This window comes from Levilactobacillus yonginensis, from assembly GCF_003946265.1.
Classification (GTDB): Bacteria; Bacillota; Bacilli; order Lactobacillales; family Lactobacillaceae; genus Levilactobacillus; species Levilactobacillus yonginensis.
The window spans coordinates 64,959-81,381 of the sequence record NZ_RHNO01000012.1 but is presented as its reverse complement, the minus strand read 5'-3'; the positions used below and the strand labels follow the sequence as shown (position 1 = coordinate 81,381).

Here is a 16,423-nt window from a genome sequence, read left to right as displayed (position 1 = left end):
ATACAGAAAAGAGGTCCAATTCGAAAGTGAATTGAACCTCTGAAAATCCCTTCATCAACACCGGTTGACAAAGAGCCTGATAAATTCAATTAGTTTAAAGACTGAGCAGCCGTGATAATGGCAACCTTGTAAACGTCCTCTTCGTTGCAACCACGAGACAAGTCAGAAACCGGCTTGTTCAAGCCTTGCAGGATTGGTCCAATCGCTTCAAATCCACCGAAGCGTTGTGCAATCTTGTAGCCAATGTTCCCGGATTGTAATTCTGGGAAGACAAAGACGTTGGCGTGACCAGCAACTTTAGAATCAGGGGCCTTTTGGGCGGCAACACTTGGGACAAAGGAAGCGTCAAATTGTAATTCCCCATCAACGGCCAAATCTGGTGCCGTTTCATGAGCAATCTTGGTAGCTTCCTGAACCTTGGTGACCATTTCACCCTTGGCAGAACCCTTGGTAGAGAAGCTCAGCAGAGCAACTTTAGGGTCGATATCAAAGACTTTAGCCGTATGCGCACTCTCAACGGCAACTTCAGCCATCCCAGCAGCATCTAATTCAATGTTGATGGCACAGTCAGCAAAGACGTAACGTTCATCACCCTTTTGCATGATGAAGGCTCCGCTGATTCGCTTAACGCCTTCCTTAGTCTTGATAATTTGTAAGGCAGGACGAACCGTATCACCAGTTGGATGAATGGCACCGGAGACCATCCCATCAGCTTGATCCATGTAAACCATCATGGTCCCAATGTAGTTGGGGTCTTCCAGCATCTTTTCAGCCTGTTCAACAGTATTCTTGCCGTGACGCCGTTCAACTAAAGCATCTAGCATTGCTTGGTGCTTGTCAGCTGGCATCGTAGCAGGGTCCAAAATTTCTAATGGACTTAGGTCGATGGCGTTATCGGTGGCCGTCTTTTCGATTTCACTTTGCTTGCCTAAGACGATGGCCTTGATCAGCCCGTCAGCGGCTAAACGGCTAGCGGCGCCTAATACTCGTACATCTTCCCCTTCAGGAAATACAATGGTTTTGTTTTGTCCGTTGATCTTTTGTTTAAGACTATCAAAAAGTTCCATAAATGGTGACCTCCATAAAATATCCCACGAATCAATTCTCTTATGCTATGCCTGGTTGGATGCCGTGTCTGGCCCCTCGTCGATATCGACATGCTCTGGGAGCTGCCAATCGATGGGGCTTTCACCTAATGATGTCAATGCGATGTTGGTTTTAGAAAAGGGCTTGGAACCAAAGAATCCCCGGTTAGCGGATAACGGACTCGGGTGCGCCGACTGAAGAACAATATTAGTCTGCGTATCGATCAATTTGATCTTCGAACGCGCTGCATTACCCCACAAGATAAAGACAACGGGTTCCGGCCGTGCCGATAACTTGGCAATTGCCGCGTCGGTCAGTCGTTCCCAGCCATGCCCCTTGTGTGAAAAGGCCTTGCCGTAACGAACCGTTAACACAGAGTTGAGAAGCAACACACCTTGCTTGGCCCACTTTTCAAGGTAGCCATGCGTGACAGGTTGGATTCCCAAATCACTCTCTAATTCCTTGTAAATATTCACTAACGACGGTGGAATTTTTGTGCCGGGCAACACAGAAAAACTACACCCGTGAGCCTGTCCCGGATTATGGTACGGGTCCTGTCCCAGAATGACGACCTTTACCTGGCTAAATGGCGTCCACTCGAACGCGGTAAAGATGTGATACATGTCTGGATAAATTTGATAATGCTGATACTCCTCGACTAAGAACTCACGTAATTGTTGATAGTAAGCTTGTTCAAACTCGGGTTCGAGTACCGGCCACCAATCATTATGAATAAACGGTTTCATTCCCAACACCTCGCCCTTTATTCTATCATAAAGCGACCGCAAATGATATTATCCACCGACATCAGGTCAAACATGATAGAATGTAGGTGACGTGAATCTGAATAAGTTGTAAAGGAGGTCCCCATGCGTAAACTTTATCTAAATGAAGCTGCCCTTTCCGCCAAGGCGACAACTGTGATCCACGACGAACAGAACCAATCTTGTTATTTATTGGTCGGAAAATGGGGGCTCCGAGCTGACGTTCTTTCCGTTTATACCATCGCGGGGGAATTGGAAGCCGAAGTTAAACAAGAATCATTAGGTCTCTTGCCAAAATTTCGATTAGTCTATCACCGCCAGGTTGTGGGCCGTGTTAGTAAAACCTTCGGCGTGATTCGTGAAGTTCTCTTCGTTCGCGGATTGAACTGGGTCATCATGGGAAGTTTAACCAGTGGGCGGTTTCGTATCTATCACGGCCGTGACCAGATAGCCACGATTGCAGTTATCGATCACTCCGGGGGCGGTACCGTTGAATTGACCGTTGATCAACCAGATCATGAGGCACTAATTGTTTGCCTGGCTGCTATCCTGAACCGGTGGGCTCGGCATCAGCAAAAATTACCCGAGTTGCTGCATAACCACGCCTGGGTCCCGCATCCAGCACAGTCTGGGAGTGTGGCTCCGACCATTGACCATCAAAAAGATTCGGATTGAAGTTCCTAACCTTTAATTTATTAGCCGTTGAATCGGCCCTACAAGTATTGAAAAAGCTACGACGCAATTGTCTTTGCGTCGTAGCTTTTTGTGAACATCTTTAATCTGGTTGATTCCCAACTTATGGCGTCACCATAACTAACTTTTTATTCGCAGTCACGTACTTGCCATTTGTCAGCTGGAAACGGGTCGTCTTGTTATAAGCGACAATCTTCTTGACCTTTAAAATTTGACCCTTGCGATAGTGGCCGTTCTTGGTCTTTAACGATTTTTGCTGATAGCGGTTAACACCTTTTACATTAATTACACGAACCTTCTTTTGTTTCGTCTGATAGTAGACGGAGCTGACAAAAGCCTTTTTAGCTGTAATATAACCAGTTTTCCCCGCTGTCTTCGACCGATGATTGACGTCTTTAACCTTGTAACGTAAGTTGCCGTTCTTAGATGTGGCCATCCCCTTCACCACAAACATGGGCCGGTTAACCCGTTTCTGCTTACTGTACCAATGCTTAAGCGTCTTTTTAGAGAAGTTTTTACTGCTGTATAACCCAATTTTCTTCGTAGCGTACACAACGCTTGAGATTGGTGCCACTGACGCCCCATCCCCACCAGTGGAGAGGTTAGGCACGTAGTGGAAGGTTACCGTTTGGGTTTGGGTGGTGTAAGCACCAGTTGTTTGCCCCGTTACCTTAGCCAATTTATAACCATTAAAAGCTAACTGTTTGGCTGAATAGCTGGCTCCAAGCTCACCAGATAATACCTGATTGTCAGCGAGTTTACGTTGATTCTGGTCTAAATACTGCACGGTAACTGGTTGGGCCTGCTCTGTTGGTGGAACGATTGGTGGCGTCGTCGGTTCAATCACCCGATTGACTGGCTCCCAGACATACGTCTCTAAACTAGTCGGCCGGTCAGCAGTCGTATACTGAGCAACGATTGCTTTACCCGTGTCAAAATGGTCGCCTAGCGGGTTCTGGGCAGTCCCTGAACCAACTGCCTGCCACTTACCGGTGTAGTCGTCAGAATCGGTTGGAGCATCATCCAAGCCCGTGTTGGCCTTGTCAATAAAGGCTGTCTGTGGACCAAAGGTAATCTGCCGGATAGTCGACGTACCATAGAACATGTAGTAACCAGAGAAGTTAGCTGCTGGCGCAAACTTTGGCAGACTAACCTTTTCCACTCCAGAGTTGGTCAACATATAACTAGAACTTTTGAAATTCGCAAAAGTCCCATTTGCAAAGTTTAATTCCTTGATGCTCTTGGTCCCCCAGAACGCAGATGTTGCGTTTACCAAAGAACTTGTATCAAAGTTTTGGACATCCAAGGCTGTGACCTGACCCTGCCCTTGAAACATGAAGCTCATGTCCGTGACCTTACTGGTATCAAAGTGAGAAACGTCAATCGTTGTCGTCACTGATTTCCAAGTCGTATCATAGAACATCCGACTCATGGTGGTCGTATCAGACGTGTTCAGTTTATCCAGGTTAACGTAATCCGTGACATTTCGCAGCTGACTAAATAACCCGGTTGCATTTTTAGGCGCCTTGACGGGGCCATCAAAAACCACTTTCGTGACCTGATCAGCCACCGCCTGCGCTTCGTCAGTTGTCGGAGCAGAATTACCCTCAGCCGCGGCAATTACTCTCGCAAACTGACCAACTGAAACATTCGTTAAATTTGCTTCCGGTAAAGTTCCTGCTCCCAGGTGGAGCTCACCACTCGGCGTTAGATACCAAGCAACATCTCCGTAGGTCCCTGTGAGATTATCTGCCTTAACTGCAGCCGCCTGCGCAGTCACTGCAGTCGGTTGATGGCCCATAACTAAACCACTTATTGGTTGTACTACCCCCAACGTTATGCTGAGTAGAAGTAAAGTTGCTTTTCGGTTCATGATAATCCCTCCTTCGTAAGTCGCTCCTATTTAATTTTTTGGAGCAATTTATGTGCTCGCAATTTAGTCATTGTATTCACTAGTTATATATTAACATGTATTCGCTTCGTTGAAAGCTAATTAGACTTGTAACCTTTATCACATGATAAGGATTAGGCTATCGACTGCCACCACAGGCTTTCAACTTTAACTTCCCCTGAAACAAACTAAGCCTATTTACGAGCTTTATCCGTAATTTTTTCTTTCATAACGGACAACTTCATGTAAATGGACAGTTGAGCTAGTCAATTGCCGTGGGTAATGCGGCCATACAAAAAGGGATTGAACAGTCTATCGTTCAATCCCTTTTCTGATTAATAACGCTTCATGACCCGCGCAATTTGTCGGTCCTGTTCACGTCGTTTAATTGTTTCTCGTTTATCGTATTCACGCTTACCGGTTGCCACACCAATCAGGACCTTCGCAAATCCGTGTTTCAGGTACATCTTCAACGGAACCAGGGTCACCCCTTTGTCCATCGTTGCTTGTCCCAATCGCCGAATCTCCTTCTTATGAAGAAGTAACTTCCGGTTACGTAACGGATCGTGATTGAACCGATTGCCTTGAACATACTCACTAATGTGAACGTTCATCAACCAGGCCTCGTTGTTGCGAACTTGGGCAAACCCATCTTGTAAGTTGACCCGCCGTTCACGTAGCGATTTGATTTCAGTCCCAGTCAGAACCAAACCAGCCTCGACCGTTTCAGAAACCGAATAATCGTGACGAGCCTTGCGATTCTGAGCTAAGACGTTATCAGGCGTCTTCTTGGACTTTTTCTTTACCAAGTTCTGTCACCTCGCTTAGTGTTGACCACCTTGTGAGTTATTACTGCGGTTCTGACCACCACTGTGATTGTTGTTCCGGTGTTGGCCACCATTGCCGCCACGTTGGTTCGATGGTCGTTGATTACCATTACGATGGTTACCATTACTATTGCTGCCAGAATGGTTGCCACCGCTGTGGTTGTTACCATTACTGTGATTATTCCGACCGTGGAAACCACCGCCACGAGAGCGATGTTCACGGTGTGGCAGTAAATCACTTGTTGGCGCTTTTTCTGGGTCGAGCAGTTCAAAGTCAATTTCACTTTGTTCCTTGTCGACGTGGATAACTTTCACCCGAATTGGTTGACCAATCCGATACGTCCGCCGAGTATTCCGACCAACTAAGGCCAGGTACTTTTCGACGTATTCGTAGTAGTCATCCTGCATCCGGCTGATATGAATCAGACCTTCGATGGTATTTGGTAATTCGACAAACATCCCGAATTTCATGACCGAACTAACAACGGCGTCAAATTCTTCACCGACGTGGTCAGCCATGTACTCAGCCATCTTCATGTCATTCGTATCCCGTTCAGCATCGATTGAGCGACGTTCCATTTCGGACGTGTGCACCCCAATCTCTTCCAGAATCGGTGCGAATTTTTCTTTAGAAGCCGTACCAGTACCGTGGTCTTCGTAGTAATGAATCATGCGGTGCACCATGGTATCAGGGTAACGACGAATTGGTGACGTAAAGTGGGTGTAGAATTCTGCGCCCAACCCAAAGTGCCCCAGGGATTGGTCAGCGTACCGAGCTTGCTTTAAGCTCCGTAACATCATGACAGACACCATGGCTTCTTCAGGCTTGCCAGCAACTTGCTTCAGAACACCTTGCAACATCTTTGGCCGCAAGTGGTTAGGATCACCCTTAACGTTGATACCAAAGGCGGTTAAGAATTCAAAGAAGCTCCGAACACGATCGCCATCTGGCGTTTCGTGGACCCGGTAAAGGAACGGAACCTTGGCACGGAAATAATGTTCCGCAACCGTTTCGTTGGCTGCTAACATGAAGGATTCAATCATCCGTTCTGAAATACCACGCGTCCGCAACTTAACGTCAATGGCGTGCCCCTTGTCATCCACAATAATTTCAGCTTCGCGGTCATCAAAGTCAATGGCCCCACGTTGCTTCCGTTGCTTTAACAAGATCCGGTGCAGTTCGCCCATTTCTTCAAACATTGGAACTAATTCCTTGTAACGATCCATCGTAACGGGATCGTGGGCTTCCAAGATTTGGTTAACGGCGGTATAGGTCATCCGTGCCTTTGAACGCATAACGGATGGGTGAATTCGGTGCTTAACCACGTGACCTTCGGGGTTGATTTCCATGTCACAGCTCATGCATAACCGTAATTCGCCCTCATTCAGAGAACAAATTCCGTTAGACAGACGCCGTGGCAACATTGGGATAACCCGGTCAGTCAGGTAGGTACTAGTCCCCCGCTTGTAAGCTTCCTTATCTAAAATGGAGTCTTCCTTAACGTAATGAGAGACGTCCGCAATGTGAACCCCTAAATGATAGTTTCCGTTTGGTAACTTCCAAACAGTTACGGCATCATCCAAGTCTTTTGAAGATTCTCCATCAATCGTCACCAGATCCTGGTTCGTGATATCTTCACGACCAGTCATTTCTTCTGGCAGAACGTGATCAGGAATCTCATCAGCGGCTTGCATGACTTCTTCTGGGAATTCAGAAGGAATATTGTGTTGGTACACGATTTGTAAAATATCGATACCTGGATCATCAACACTCCCGATGACCTGCTTGGCAATCCCGACCATAGCGTCAGGATGATCAGCGTTAGGGTACTCGGTAATTTCAGCCGTGACCACCTCACCCGGCGTTGGGTTCAAACCAACGTTGGTGACATAAAACTTGTATTTCATGATCTTCTTATCGGTTAACCGAACTTGACCAACGTAGCCAGCGTCGTCATCGGTCTTGAAGAATTCACCAACAACTTGTTCGTAGTGGTGTTCCACAATTTCCGTAACTTTACCTTCGGGGCCTTTACCGCTCCGTGGATCGCCAGCCCGGACAATTTCAATCTTGACCGTATCGCCGTTTAATGCACGAAACGTATTGTTAGGCGCAATGTAAGCGTCCGGTTCAATCTTGTTTTCATCATAGGCAACAAAGCCGAAGCCCTTGTCGTTCCCATGGAAAATCCCGGTCAGTGTTCGTTGACTTGGGTCCAACTGAAAATGGCCATGGTCTGTCACTTGGACAAGACCATCGCGTTCTAATTGCGCTAACTCTTGCACGATCAGTTTAAAAGCAGCTGAGCCGTGATAATGTAGCGCGTCCGAAATGTCTTCTACTGTGTAGCTCTGATCCGCATGTGAACGGAAGAAAGCTGTTAAATCAGTTTTCAATGTATTATCTTGCACTATCGATTCCTCGTTATTTTAAAAGATTGTGTGTAAAAAAGCCAAAATATCTGTTTCCAATTCATGGTGCGCGGAGTTGACCGTTAAGACGTGGCCAGCACCGGCATATTCATGATAATCAATTTGATTCGATGGGTAAGCATCCGCGAGCCACTTGCCAGAACGGGGGTCGATCATCTGATCTTCCTCCCCCTGTGCAATAAACACAGGCTGCTTGATCCAGTCTAAGTGGGTCGCGGTCGTGTCGGCAAATGCCTGAATTGCTGTTAGTTGTGCCTGCAAATGTGCTTGCAACCACGCAACGCGCATTGCTTGGTCCTCACCGGTAATGTTCTCTTGCCGATAAGTTGCCTTAGCCATTTCAATAAATGACCCAGGCACGTTCGTTTGTCCGCGAAAAATCACGGGCGAAGCAATTGTTCCACCACCGGCCAGTGCGCTATCCGCCTGTAGAGCACGCGTCGCAAATAAGCCGCCCAGTGATAACCCGAAGATAGCAATTTGCTGATAGCCTCGCTGTCGCAAGAAAGCAATCGCATCTTGCGTATCTTGCCACCACGCTTTAGGCGAACCTTGTCGTAAAATGTCCGCAGGGTCTCCAGTTGCGTGGCCCGTAAAAATGGGAGCAAGTACCGTATAATTCTCAGACTCCAACCGACGTGCAAGGATGCGCATATCGTTAGAGCTACCGGAATAGGCGTGGAGCAGAATAACTGCTTTGGGCCCCTGCTCAAAGAAGAGCGGGGTTGGTTTTCGAATCATGTAAAACCACCACTTTCCGCTGAAGTTATTGGTAAAAAAGCCTCCTGTAACGAATAAACAGGAGGCCTCATTTCTACTCTAGTGTGATGATAAATAAACTAAAGCCAGTGCCAGCCCGAAGAAAAGTGCTCCCAAGACAACGGTCACCTTTTGCATGAAAGCTTCGAAACCACGAGGCTTAGACTTTGCAAACAGGTCATCCGCACCACCAGATAAAGCGGACAATGCGTCATTGGTCTTAGCGGGCTGCATCATTACTGCAATGATAATCAAAACAGAAACGATTAAGATACAGGTCATTAAAAAGTTATACACGAATTTGCCTCCTACCTATCGAATAGGTCTAATAGGTCTAACTATACTTATCTAATCTATCATAGTCAGCCACTTTTTACCAGCCCCAGGCTCGCTTAATCAGCCAAATGGGGGTGAGAATCGTTTAAGTGGGCTAGTTGTTGTCGCACGAAAGCACGATTGGCGCGATACGTGAATACGACCAACGTATCACCCGCTCGAAGAATGGTATCGCCCTTAGGAATAACCGCCCGTTCGCCACGTTTAACGCTGACCAACAGTGCCCCTTTTGGCCACGGAATATCTCGGACCTGACGACCCACCAGTTCTGAACCTTCGCCAACTGCTACCTCGACCCGATCAGTTGGACCGTTGGCTTTAGCCGTAGCTGGGGTCACCATCTTTTCCAGCATAGCTTCATAGATTGGCTCGCCGCCCAACACATCCACCGTGATATAAGCCACGATAGCCACAACAGCCAGTGGCATCAAGTGCTGAAGTGAACCGACCATCTCAGTAATCAGTAAGATGGCCGTAAATGGCGCCTTAGAAATCCCAGCAAAATAACCCGCCATGGCATAAATCACAAAGTTAGCAATAAACACAGCCGGCAACCAGCCCAAAGCTACAAAACTGCGAGCGCCGATAGCTCCCAATAAGGCACCTAAAGTCAGAATCGGCAGGAAAATCCCACCTGGCAATCCAGAACCATAGCTAATAGTTGAGAAAACGAACCGTAAAATAAAGTAACCAATTAGCGGAATCAATAAGGGGGTTTGCTGCGCAAATTGAACAATCATTTGGTTACCGCCACCCAAGGTAATCGGCCATAATAACCCAATGGGAATGACCAGGAGAAACGGAATAATACTGTTCAACTGCTCTGGCAACCAAGTCAATTTGGCATACCAACTGGCACCCCGCAACGTGACCCACTGATACAGGTAGCCCAATAGTCCCAGGCCCACACCTACGATTAGTAGGAGCCAGTAGTACTTTAAAGGCAAGGCTTGTTCATACTGAATATGTAAGACCGGTGTCAGGCCAAAGACCACGTTTGAGACGAAATTGGCGACGACGGCACTAGTTAACGCCGTCAACCAGACCAATGTTGAGAAGTTGTGATACACCTCTTCAAGAATAAATAAGGTCGAGGCAATCGGTGCGTTAAATGCTGCTGACAGGCCAGCTGCGGCCCCACCAGCAATCAACAGACGACGTTTACTCCCCGTTAAATGAATGCTTTCCGCAAATCCTTGGGCAACCGTCCCGCCTAACTGAATCGACGGTCCTTCACGCCCTAGGAACAACCCCGCACCAATTCCAAGAATACCACCAATGAACTTCTTCCAAAGAACGGGCCACCACTTGTAGTCCATTTCACCGGCCAGCTGACCTTCGATCTGAGGAATCCCAGACCCTTTGATCATTGGCGTCTGTTTCCCCCAGTGACCAATTAAAGCGGCCGCTAGAATCAATAAAACAGCCCAAGGAATCACCCAGAGTGGATGTTGGCCTAACCACCCATAGATTCCTTGAACCGTCGTAAGGAGGTGTTCAATCGCTAATCGGAAAGTACTAACGACGACTCCTGCCAGAAGGCCCACAATACTCCCGAAAAAGATTGCGTTGACTCGGGTCAAGTCATGTTTGATTGGGTACTTTCTGGTCATTCGCGATTCCTCCACTGTCATTTAAAGTCTATTAACTAGTCTATCACAGTTTCTTTGACTTTAAACGGAAAATTCTATGGTAACGATACCCACCTAATAGACTAACCAGGAGTCCCCAACCTAAAACGTGCCAGTTACTTTGAGCCGCACCAGTGTGGGGTAAATGAGCAGTTGACGACTTGGACGTCTGTTTCATTCCTGACCGTCGATTTTTTCGGGACTGCTTTTTCGTAACACCACTATCAAAGTGATGACGGTCTGAATCTGGCAAACTAGCCATATCCATTTCGTCTTCTTCCGGTTTATTTCCGCTACTCGTTTCATCAATTGAGGTAAGCGTGCTGTCCGGTTTACGATGCGGCTCTTTTTCCAAGCTTTCCTGGTTGGCATCCCCTACCGTCAATGGATTCATATTGGGTGATGGCAACGGGATCTTATCTAGTAAGTTTGGCTTAAGAAGTGGTGTTGGTGTTGGTGTTGGTGTTGGTGTTGGTGTTGGTGTTGGTGTTGGTGTTGGTGTTGGTGTTGGTGTTGGTGTTGGTGTTGGTGTTGGTGTTGGTGTTGGCGCCGGTTCTGGCTTTGGCGCCGGTTCTGGTTTTGGCGCCGGTTCTGGTTTTGGCGCCGGCCCCACTGACTGTACCAACACACGAACAGTCTCCGCTGGGGTCAAAACCACGTGGCTAGTTTCCTGATTAGCCTGTAGTTGATAACCAGTGGGCGCAACCAAGAAGACTCGTCCTCCCAATCTCAATCCAGCATGAGACGCCCGCGACGCAATTACGTGGCCAACTGTATCCACATACGTGATTGTCGCCCCCACCTTATTTCCCGCCAAATAAGTGATAATCGTTGGTTGATGATAATCCTTTAGCGGTACTGGCTTGGAAAGTTTCACCTTTAAAAGGCTCCCAATCTCTGGAAGTAACGCCACGTTGGTGCCCCGGGTGGTAGCATCCGATACCTGCGTAGTCTCCCGGAAGACGGTCGTTTTAGAAGTACCGTCCTCATCGCCACCCTCAATTTGAAACCGAACGACGTAGCTAAACGCCGGTATTGATTCCGCCGCTCTGACGGTCACCTCGTTGAAGCCAGCTGTTACCACAATAACGCTCAAACTTACTAAACCAATCATCTTTCGAAATCTCATACAAATTCCCCCTCGTTACTGGTTAACTCCGCAGAAATTCAGCGAGAATTTTTGATTTCGAAAATAAAAAAAAGCAAGCCCATTTCTGGACTTGCTTTCATCATTCACAGTTTAATTACTTGTTAACGATGGCCATACGTGCGTCTTCGCTCAAGTTGTAGAAGGAGTGAATCCCCTTGTAGTTGGAAGTCTTACCTAATTGGTCTTCGATCCGCATTAATTGGTTGTACTTAGCGATCCGTTCGCCACGGCTCATTGAACCAGTCTTGATTTGGCCGGCGTTCAACGCAACAACCAAGTCAGAGATAGTCGTGTCTTCAGTTTCACCAGAACGGTGAGAAATAACGGCCGTGTAACCAGCTTGCTTAGCCATTTCAACGGCTTCAACAGTTTCAGTCAAAGTCCCGATTTGGTTCAGCTTGATTAAGATAGAGTTGGCAACGCCCATCTTGATACCCTTAGCCAAGTAGTCCGTGTTCGTAACGAATAAGTCGTCACCAACGATTTGAACTTTCTTGCCCAAACGTTCAGTAGCCATTTGCCAGTCTTCCCATTCGTTTTCATCCAAAGGATCTTCGATGGAAACAACTGGGTACTTGTCAACGATGCTTTCCAGCAAGCTAACAAATTCTTCAGCAGTGTATTCCTTGCCGTCACCCTTAAGTTCGTACTTCTTGGTGTCAGCGTTGTAGAATTCTGATGAGGCACAGTCAAAGGCAATAGCAACGTCCTTACCAGGTACGTAGCCGGCGTTCTTGATTGCTTCAACTAAGATTTCGAAAGGTTCTTCGTTGTTCTTCAAGTCAGGAGCAAATCCACCTTCATCACCAACAGCCGTTGAGTAACCCTTTTCGTTCAAAAGGTTCTTCAAGTTGTGGAAAGTTTCGGAACCCATCCGAATAGCTTCCTTAACAGTCTTGGCACCAACAGGCATGATCATGAATTCTTGGAAATCAACCTTGTTGTTGGCATGCTTCCCACCGTTGATAACGTTCATCATTGGCGTAGGAAGGACGTGACCATTGAACCCGCCTAAGTAGTTGTACAGAGGTTGGCCTAATTCGTCAGCAGCGGCACGGGCAGCAGCTAAGGAAACACCTAAGATAGCGTTAGCACCTAACTTACCCTTGTTTGGCGTACCGTCAAGGTCGATCATAGCTTGGTCGATGGCCCGTTGGTCGGTAACATCGTAGCCCACGATTTCCTTGGCAATCAGGTTGTTGACGTTGTCGACAGCCTTAGTAACACCCTTACCCATGAAACGACTCTTGTCGCCATCACGAAGTTCAACGGCTTCGTGTTCACCGGTTGAGGCACCTGAAGGAACGATTCCCCGGCCCATTGCACCGGCTTCAGTGTAAAGTTCAACTTCAACAGTTGGGTTACCACGAGAATCTAAGACTTCGCGTGCGTAAATATCAGAAATAATAGACATTTTTTGTATTCTCTCCTTAACGAATGTTTGGCTTCACGGGAACAAGACAACAATCCCATGCTTTATTCTATAAGTTTAACTTTGAACTTTCAATCACATTTTGATTGTTTTACAAATTTTGGTAGTTTGCAAGCTGAACAAATGACTCTTCGTTCAAGCTAGAACCGCCGGCTAACACGCCATCCACGTTATCTTTGGCCATTAAACCAGCAATGTTATCTGGCTTAACACTCCCACCATAGAGAACCCGAATACCGTTAGCTAATTCATCTGAATAGATGTCAGCTAAAGTTTGGCGAATCAAGTAGCATCCTTCTTCGGCCTGATCAGTCGAAGCAGAAGTACCACTCCCAATTGCCCAGCTAGGTTCGTAAGCAACGACGATTCTAGCAGCGTCTTCCGCGCTAACACCCTTCAGTGCCGCGGAAACCTGGTTAACGACCCAATGGATCTTTTCGCCAGACTCACGCCGCCCCATGGTTTCATCACAACAAACGATTGGCGTCATGCCATTTCGAAAGACCGCTTGGACCTTTCGATTGATGACATCGTCCGTTTCGTTGAAGTAACGTCGCCGTTCGGAATGACCCACGATGGTATATGGAATTCCCATTTCGTGGAGTGCCTTCGGGCTGGTTTCACCCGTGTAGGCACCTTCGTCTTCGTAGTAACAAGCCTCTGCAGCAATCCGCAGGACATCTTCAGAATTGGCATCTAACATGGTCTGTAAATCTAAAGCTGGTGCCGCAATCGCCGTTTCCACGACGTCTGAAGCAGGCAACTTTCCTTGCACAGCCTCAATAAAGGACCGTGCTTCGGTGACCGTTTTGTTCATTTTCCAGTTACCGGCAATGAGTGGTATCCGCAACCTAATCCACCCTTTCTAAAAATAAATTGACTACGTTTCTCATCTTACCGAATTCCCACTGGATTAGCCAGCGAAGACCCTTCACGATGAGCAACCATCACAACAAAAAGCCGTGATGACAACCACCACAGCTTTTTATTAATCTACTTGTCAGAAATTGCGGCAATTCCTGGTAAGGTCTTACCTTCAAGGTACTCGAGGGAAGCACCACCACCAGTGGAAATGTGGGAGAGCTTGTCAGCAACACCGAGTTGTTGAACGGCAGCAGTGGAATCCCCACCACCAACGATCGTCTTGGCTTCTGATAAAGTCCCAAGGAACTTACCAATTTCCAAAGTACCTTCGGCGTAGTTACTCATTTCAAAGACACCCATTGGTCCGTTCCAGACAACCGTCTTAGCGTCCTTCAAGACATCTTCAAATTCAGCAACGGACTTAGGTCCAATATCCAAGGCCATGTAGCCATCAGGAATCTCGCCATCAACCGTCTTGTGAGCGGCATCGTTGTCAAACTTTTCAGCAACAATCGAGTCAACTGGCAGAACTAACTTGTCGCCAGCCTTGTCCAAGATTTCCTTGGCAAGGTCGATCTTGTCGGTTTCAACCAACGAGTTCCCAATCTTCATACCCTTAGCAGCGTAGAACGTGTAAGTCATCCCACCACCGATAAGAATCTTGTCAGCTTTAGCCAACAAGTTGTCGATAACACCGATCTTGTCGGAAACCTTAGCACCACCCAAGATAGCAACAAATGGGTGTTCTGGGTTGTCCACGGCACCACCGATGAACTTGATTTCTTTTTCCATCAAGAAGCCGGCAGCAGTTTGGCCCATGTTGGCAGCAATCCCTGCGTTAGAAGCATGTGAACGGTGAGCCGTCCCGAATGCATCGTTAACAAAGACGTCACCCAATGAAGCCCAGTACTTGCCCAATTCAGGGTCGTTGCCGGATTCACGCTTAACGTTTTCGCCGTTCTTAACGTCTTCGTAACGGGTGTTTTCCATAACCAAAACATCACCGTCGTTCAAACCGTCGATGGCGTCTTCCAGCTGCTTGCCTTCAGTCGTTGGGACAAAGGTAACTGGCTTGTTCAATAAGTTAGACAGACGTTCTGCAACTGGCCGCATGGACAGACCTGGCTTGTCTTCTTCCTTCTTGATTCGACCTAAGTGAGACAACAGAATTGCCTTACCACCGTTTTCGATAACGTACTTGATTGTTGGCAAAGCTGCCACGATCCGGTTGTCGTTACCAATGACACCGTCTTTGATTGGGACGTTGAAGTCGACACGCATGAGGACCTTTTTGCCCTTAACATCTAAATCAGAAACTGTTAATTTAGCCAATTTAGAAAAACCTCCTTGAATGGATATTATCTTTTAAGATTACTTTCACAATATACAGCACTTATTCTCGAAATTCAAAGAACTTGTGTGGAACTCACCCAACAAAAAACGCGACGGAGAAATTCCTCCCCCCGCCGCGTCTCATCGAGCCTATTTTACGACTTACGCCGCAACATTGGGATTAGAGCGTTGCAAAGTGCAATAACGTCCGTACCATGTTGCAAGTGAAGCCCCATTCGTTGTCGTACCAAGCAACAGTCTTAACTAATTGGGTGTCACCGGCAGTCGTAACTTCCGTTTGGGTTGGGTCAAAGACAGAACCGTGGTCATCATCGATGATGTCAGTTGACACAATTTCGTCACCGTTGTAACCAAAGGCATCGTTGCCTTCAGTGTGCTTCTTGATAGCATCGTTGATTTCGTCAGCAGTAACCTTCTTGTCAAGGACAGCTACTAATTCAGTCAAAGAACCATCAACAACACCAACACGTTGTGCATGTCCTTGTAACTTACCCTTCAATTCAGGGATAACCAAACCGATAGCCTTAGCAGCACCAGTTGAGTGAGGAATGGTGTTGATGCTTGCAGTACGGTTGTTACGCATCTTCTTGCCACGAGGTCCATCCAAAATCATTTGGGTAGAAGTGAAGGCATGAATAGTCGTCATCGTACCAGCCTTGATGCCGAATTCCTTGTTCAGGAAGTAAGCCATTGGGGCCAAGCAGTTGGTCGTGCAAGAACCAGCAGAAACGATAATGTCATCCTTCGTCAATTGATCCAAGTTAACGCCTGGAACAACAGTCGTGATAGGACCGGCTGGAGCAGATACTAATACCCGCTTAACACCAGCTTCGATGTGGGCGTGAGCCTTTTCTTCAGAAGTGTAGAAACCGGTACATTCGAGAACGAAATCAACACCGTCATTCTTGACCCAAGGAATGTTTTGCGCCTTTGGTTCAGCGTAAACAGGGTATTCCTTACCGTCAACCACGATACCCGTGTCCGTAGCGGAAACTTCGCCAGGGAAACGGCCATGAGTTGAGTCATACTTCAACAAGTAAGCTAACATTGAGGGTGTCGTCAAATCATTGATGGCAACAACTTCGATGTCACTTGAGTGGAGTTCGTGAATCCGCTTGAAAGCCAAACGGCCGATACGTCCGAAACCATTAATACCAATCTTTACAGTCATACTGTGATTTCCTCCTTCAGGAAGCAAATAAAG

Annotated in this window: 14 protein-coding genes; 1 reads left to right on the top strand and 13 read right to left on the bottom strand. The window is 47.2% G+C overall.

What is annotated here, in order from left to right; genetic code table 11:
• Window positions 1–89: 89 nt before the first annotated feature.
• Both pta and EKM87_RS07845 read right to left on the bottom strand, forming a co-directional pair.
• Window positions 90–1,067 carry a phosphate acetyltransferase gene (pta, locus tag EKM87_RS07850; RefSeq protein WP_125683536.1) on the bottom strand — a complete coding sequence of 326 codons (978 nt, stop codon included), beginning with the start codon at window positions 1,065–1,067 and terminating at the stop codon, window positions 90–92.
• A 45-nt stretch (window positions 1,068–1,112) separates the two neighbouring features.
• A complete protein-coding gene (locus EKM87_RS07845; RefSeq protein WP_125683534.1) occupies window positions 1,113–1,832 on the bottom strand; it encodes a uracil-DNA glycosylase in 720 nt (239 codons plus the stop codon).
• A 123-nt stretch (window positions 1,833–1,955) separates the two neighbouring features.
• On the opposite strand from EKM87_RS07845, the gene EKM87_RS07840 reads away from it, so the two are divergent.
• The gene (locus EKM87_RS07840; protein WP_225428416.1) at window positions 1,956–2,525 is read left to right on the top strand and encodes an LURP-one-related/scramblase family protein; all 570 of its coding nucleotides are present in this window, start codon (window positions 1,956–1,958) and stop codon (window positions 2,523–2,525) included.
• Window positions 2,526–2,646: 121 nt separating this feature from the next.
• On the opposite strand, the gene EKM87_RS07835 is transcribed toward EKM87_RS07840, so the two are convergent.
• From EKM87_RS07835 to gap, 11 genes are all read right to left on the bottom strand, one after another.
• A complete protein-coding gene (locus EKM87_RS07835; RefSeq protein ID WP_125683532.1) occupies window positions 2,647–4,416 on the bottom strand; it encodes a DUF5776 domain-containing protein in 1,770 nt (589 codons plus the stop codon).
• A 353-nt stretch (window positions 4,417–4,769) separates the two neighbouring features.
• Window positions 4,770–5,243, bottom strand: coding sequence for an SsrA-binding protein SmpB (smpB, locus tag EKM87_RS07830; RefSeq protein WP_125683530.1), 474 nt, complete (start codon window positions 5,241–5,243; stop codon window positions 4,770–4,772).
• Between the two features lie 15 nt (window positions 5,244–5,258).
• A complete protein-coding gene (gene rnr, locus EKM87_RS07825; protein WP_125683528.1) occupies window positions 5,259–7,673 on the bottom strand; it encodes a ribonuclease R in 2,415 nt (804 codons plus the stop codon).
• An 18-nt stretch (window positions 7,674–7,691) separates the two neighbouring features.
• Window positions 7,692–8,435, bottom strand: coding sequence for an alpha/beta hydrolase (locus EKM87_RS07820; protein WP_125683527.1), 744 nt, complete (start codon window positions 8,433–8,435; stop codon window positions 7,692–7,694).
• 78 nt (window positions 8,436–8,513) lie between these two features.
• Window positions 8,514–8,750, bottom strand: coding sequence for a preprotein translocase subunit SecG (gene secG, locus EKM87_RS07815; protein WP_057733108.1), 237 nt, complete (start codon window positions 8,748–8,750; stop codon window positions 8,514–8,516).
• A gap of 95 nt (window positions 8,751–8,845) precedes the next feature.
• Window positions 8,846–10,402, bottom strand: coding sequence for a ClC family H(+)/Cl(-) exchange transporter (locus tag EKM87_RS07810; RefSeq protein ID WP_125683525.1), 1,557 nt, complete (start codon window positions 10,400–10,402; stop codon window positions 8,846–8,848).
• A 43-nt stretch (window positions 10,403–10,445) separates the two neighbouring features.
• Window positions 10,446–11,549, bottom strand: a complete 1,104-nt coding sequence (locus EKM87_RS12460; RefSeq protein ID WP_191988572.1) for a hypothetical protein — start codon at window positions 11,547–11,549, stop codon at window positions 10,446–10,448.
• Window positions 11,550–11,664: 115 nt separating this feature from the next.
• On the bottom strand, window positions 11,665–12,984 hold the full coding sequence (gene eno, locus EKM87_RS07795) for a phosphopyruvate hydratase (protein WP_125683521.1): 1,320 nt from the start codon (window positions 12,982–12,984) through the stop codon (window positions 11,665–11,667).
• 109 nt (window positions 12,985–13,093) lie between these two features.
• Window positions 13,094–13,852, bottom strand: a complete 759-nt coding sequence (tpiA, locus tag EKM87_RS07790; RefSeq protein WP_125683519.1) for a triose-phosphate isomerase — start codon at window positions 13,850–13,852, stop codon at window positions 13,094–13,096.
• A 143-nt stretch (window positions 13,853–13,995) separates the two neighbouring features.
• Window positions 13,996–15,198 (bottom strand): phosphoglycerate kinase, encoded by a 1,203-nt coding sequence (locus tag EKM87_RS07785; protein ID WP_125683517.1) that lies wholly within the window; start codon window positions 15,196–15,198, stop codon window positions 13,996–13,998.
• Between the two features lie 181 nt (window positions 15,199–15,379).
• Entirely contained in the window at window positions 15,380–16,390 is a 1,011-nt protein-coding gene (gene gap / locus EKM87_RS07780; RefSeq protein WP_125683515.1) for a type I glyceraldehyde-3-phosphate dehydrogenase, read from the bottom strand.
• Window positions 16,391–16,423: the final 33 nt, after the last annotated feature.

What these genes read in the sequence shown, in the direction of transcription:
- EKM87_RS07810 (WP_125683525.1), bottom strand. Translation starts at nt 10,402, where the DNA reads ATGACCAGAAAGTACCCAATCAAACATGACTTGACCCGAGTCAACGCA.
- EKM87_RS07840 (WP_225428416.1), top strand. Translation starts at nt 1,956, where the DNA reads ATGCGTAAACTTTATCTAAATGAAGCTGCCCTTTCCGCCAAGGCGACA.
- gap (WP_125683515.1), bottom strand. Translation starts at nt 16,390, where the DNA reads ATGACTGTAAAGATTGGTATTAATGGTTTCGGACGTATCGGCCGTTTG.
- EKM87_RS07820 (WP_125683527.1), bottom strand. Translation starts at nt 8,435, where the DNA reads ATGATTCGAAAACCAACCCCGCTCTTCTTTGAGCAGGGGCCCAAAGCA.
- EKM87_RS07835 (WP_125683532.1), bottom strand. Translation starts at nt 4,416, where the DNA reads ATGAACCGAAAAGCAACTTTACTTCTACTCAGCATAACGTTGGGGGTA.
- EKM87_RS07845 (WP_125683534.1), bottom strand. Translation starts at nt 1,832, where the DNA reads ATGAAACCGTTTATTCATAATGATTGGTGGCCGGTACTCGAACCCGAG.
- EKM87_RS12460 (WP_191988572.1), bottom strand. Translation starts at nt 11,549, where the DNA reads ATGAGATTTCGAAAGATGATTGGTTTAGTAAGTTTGAGCGTTATTGTG.
- pta (WP_125683536.1), bottom strand. Translation starts at nt 1,067, where the DNA reads ATGGAACTTTTTGATAGTCTTAAACAAAAGATCAACGGACAAAACAAA.
- eno (WP_125683521.1), bottom strand. Translation starts at nt 12,984, where the DNA reads ATGTCTATTATTTCTGATATTTACGCACGCGAAGTCTTAGATTCTCGT.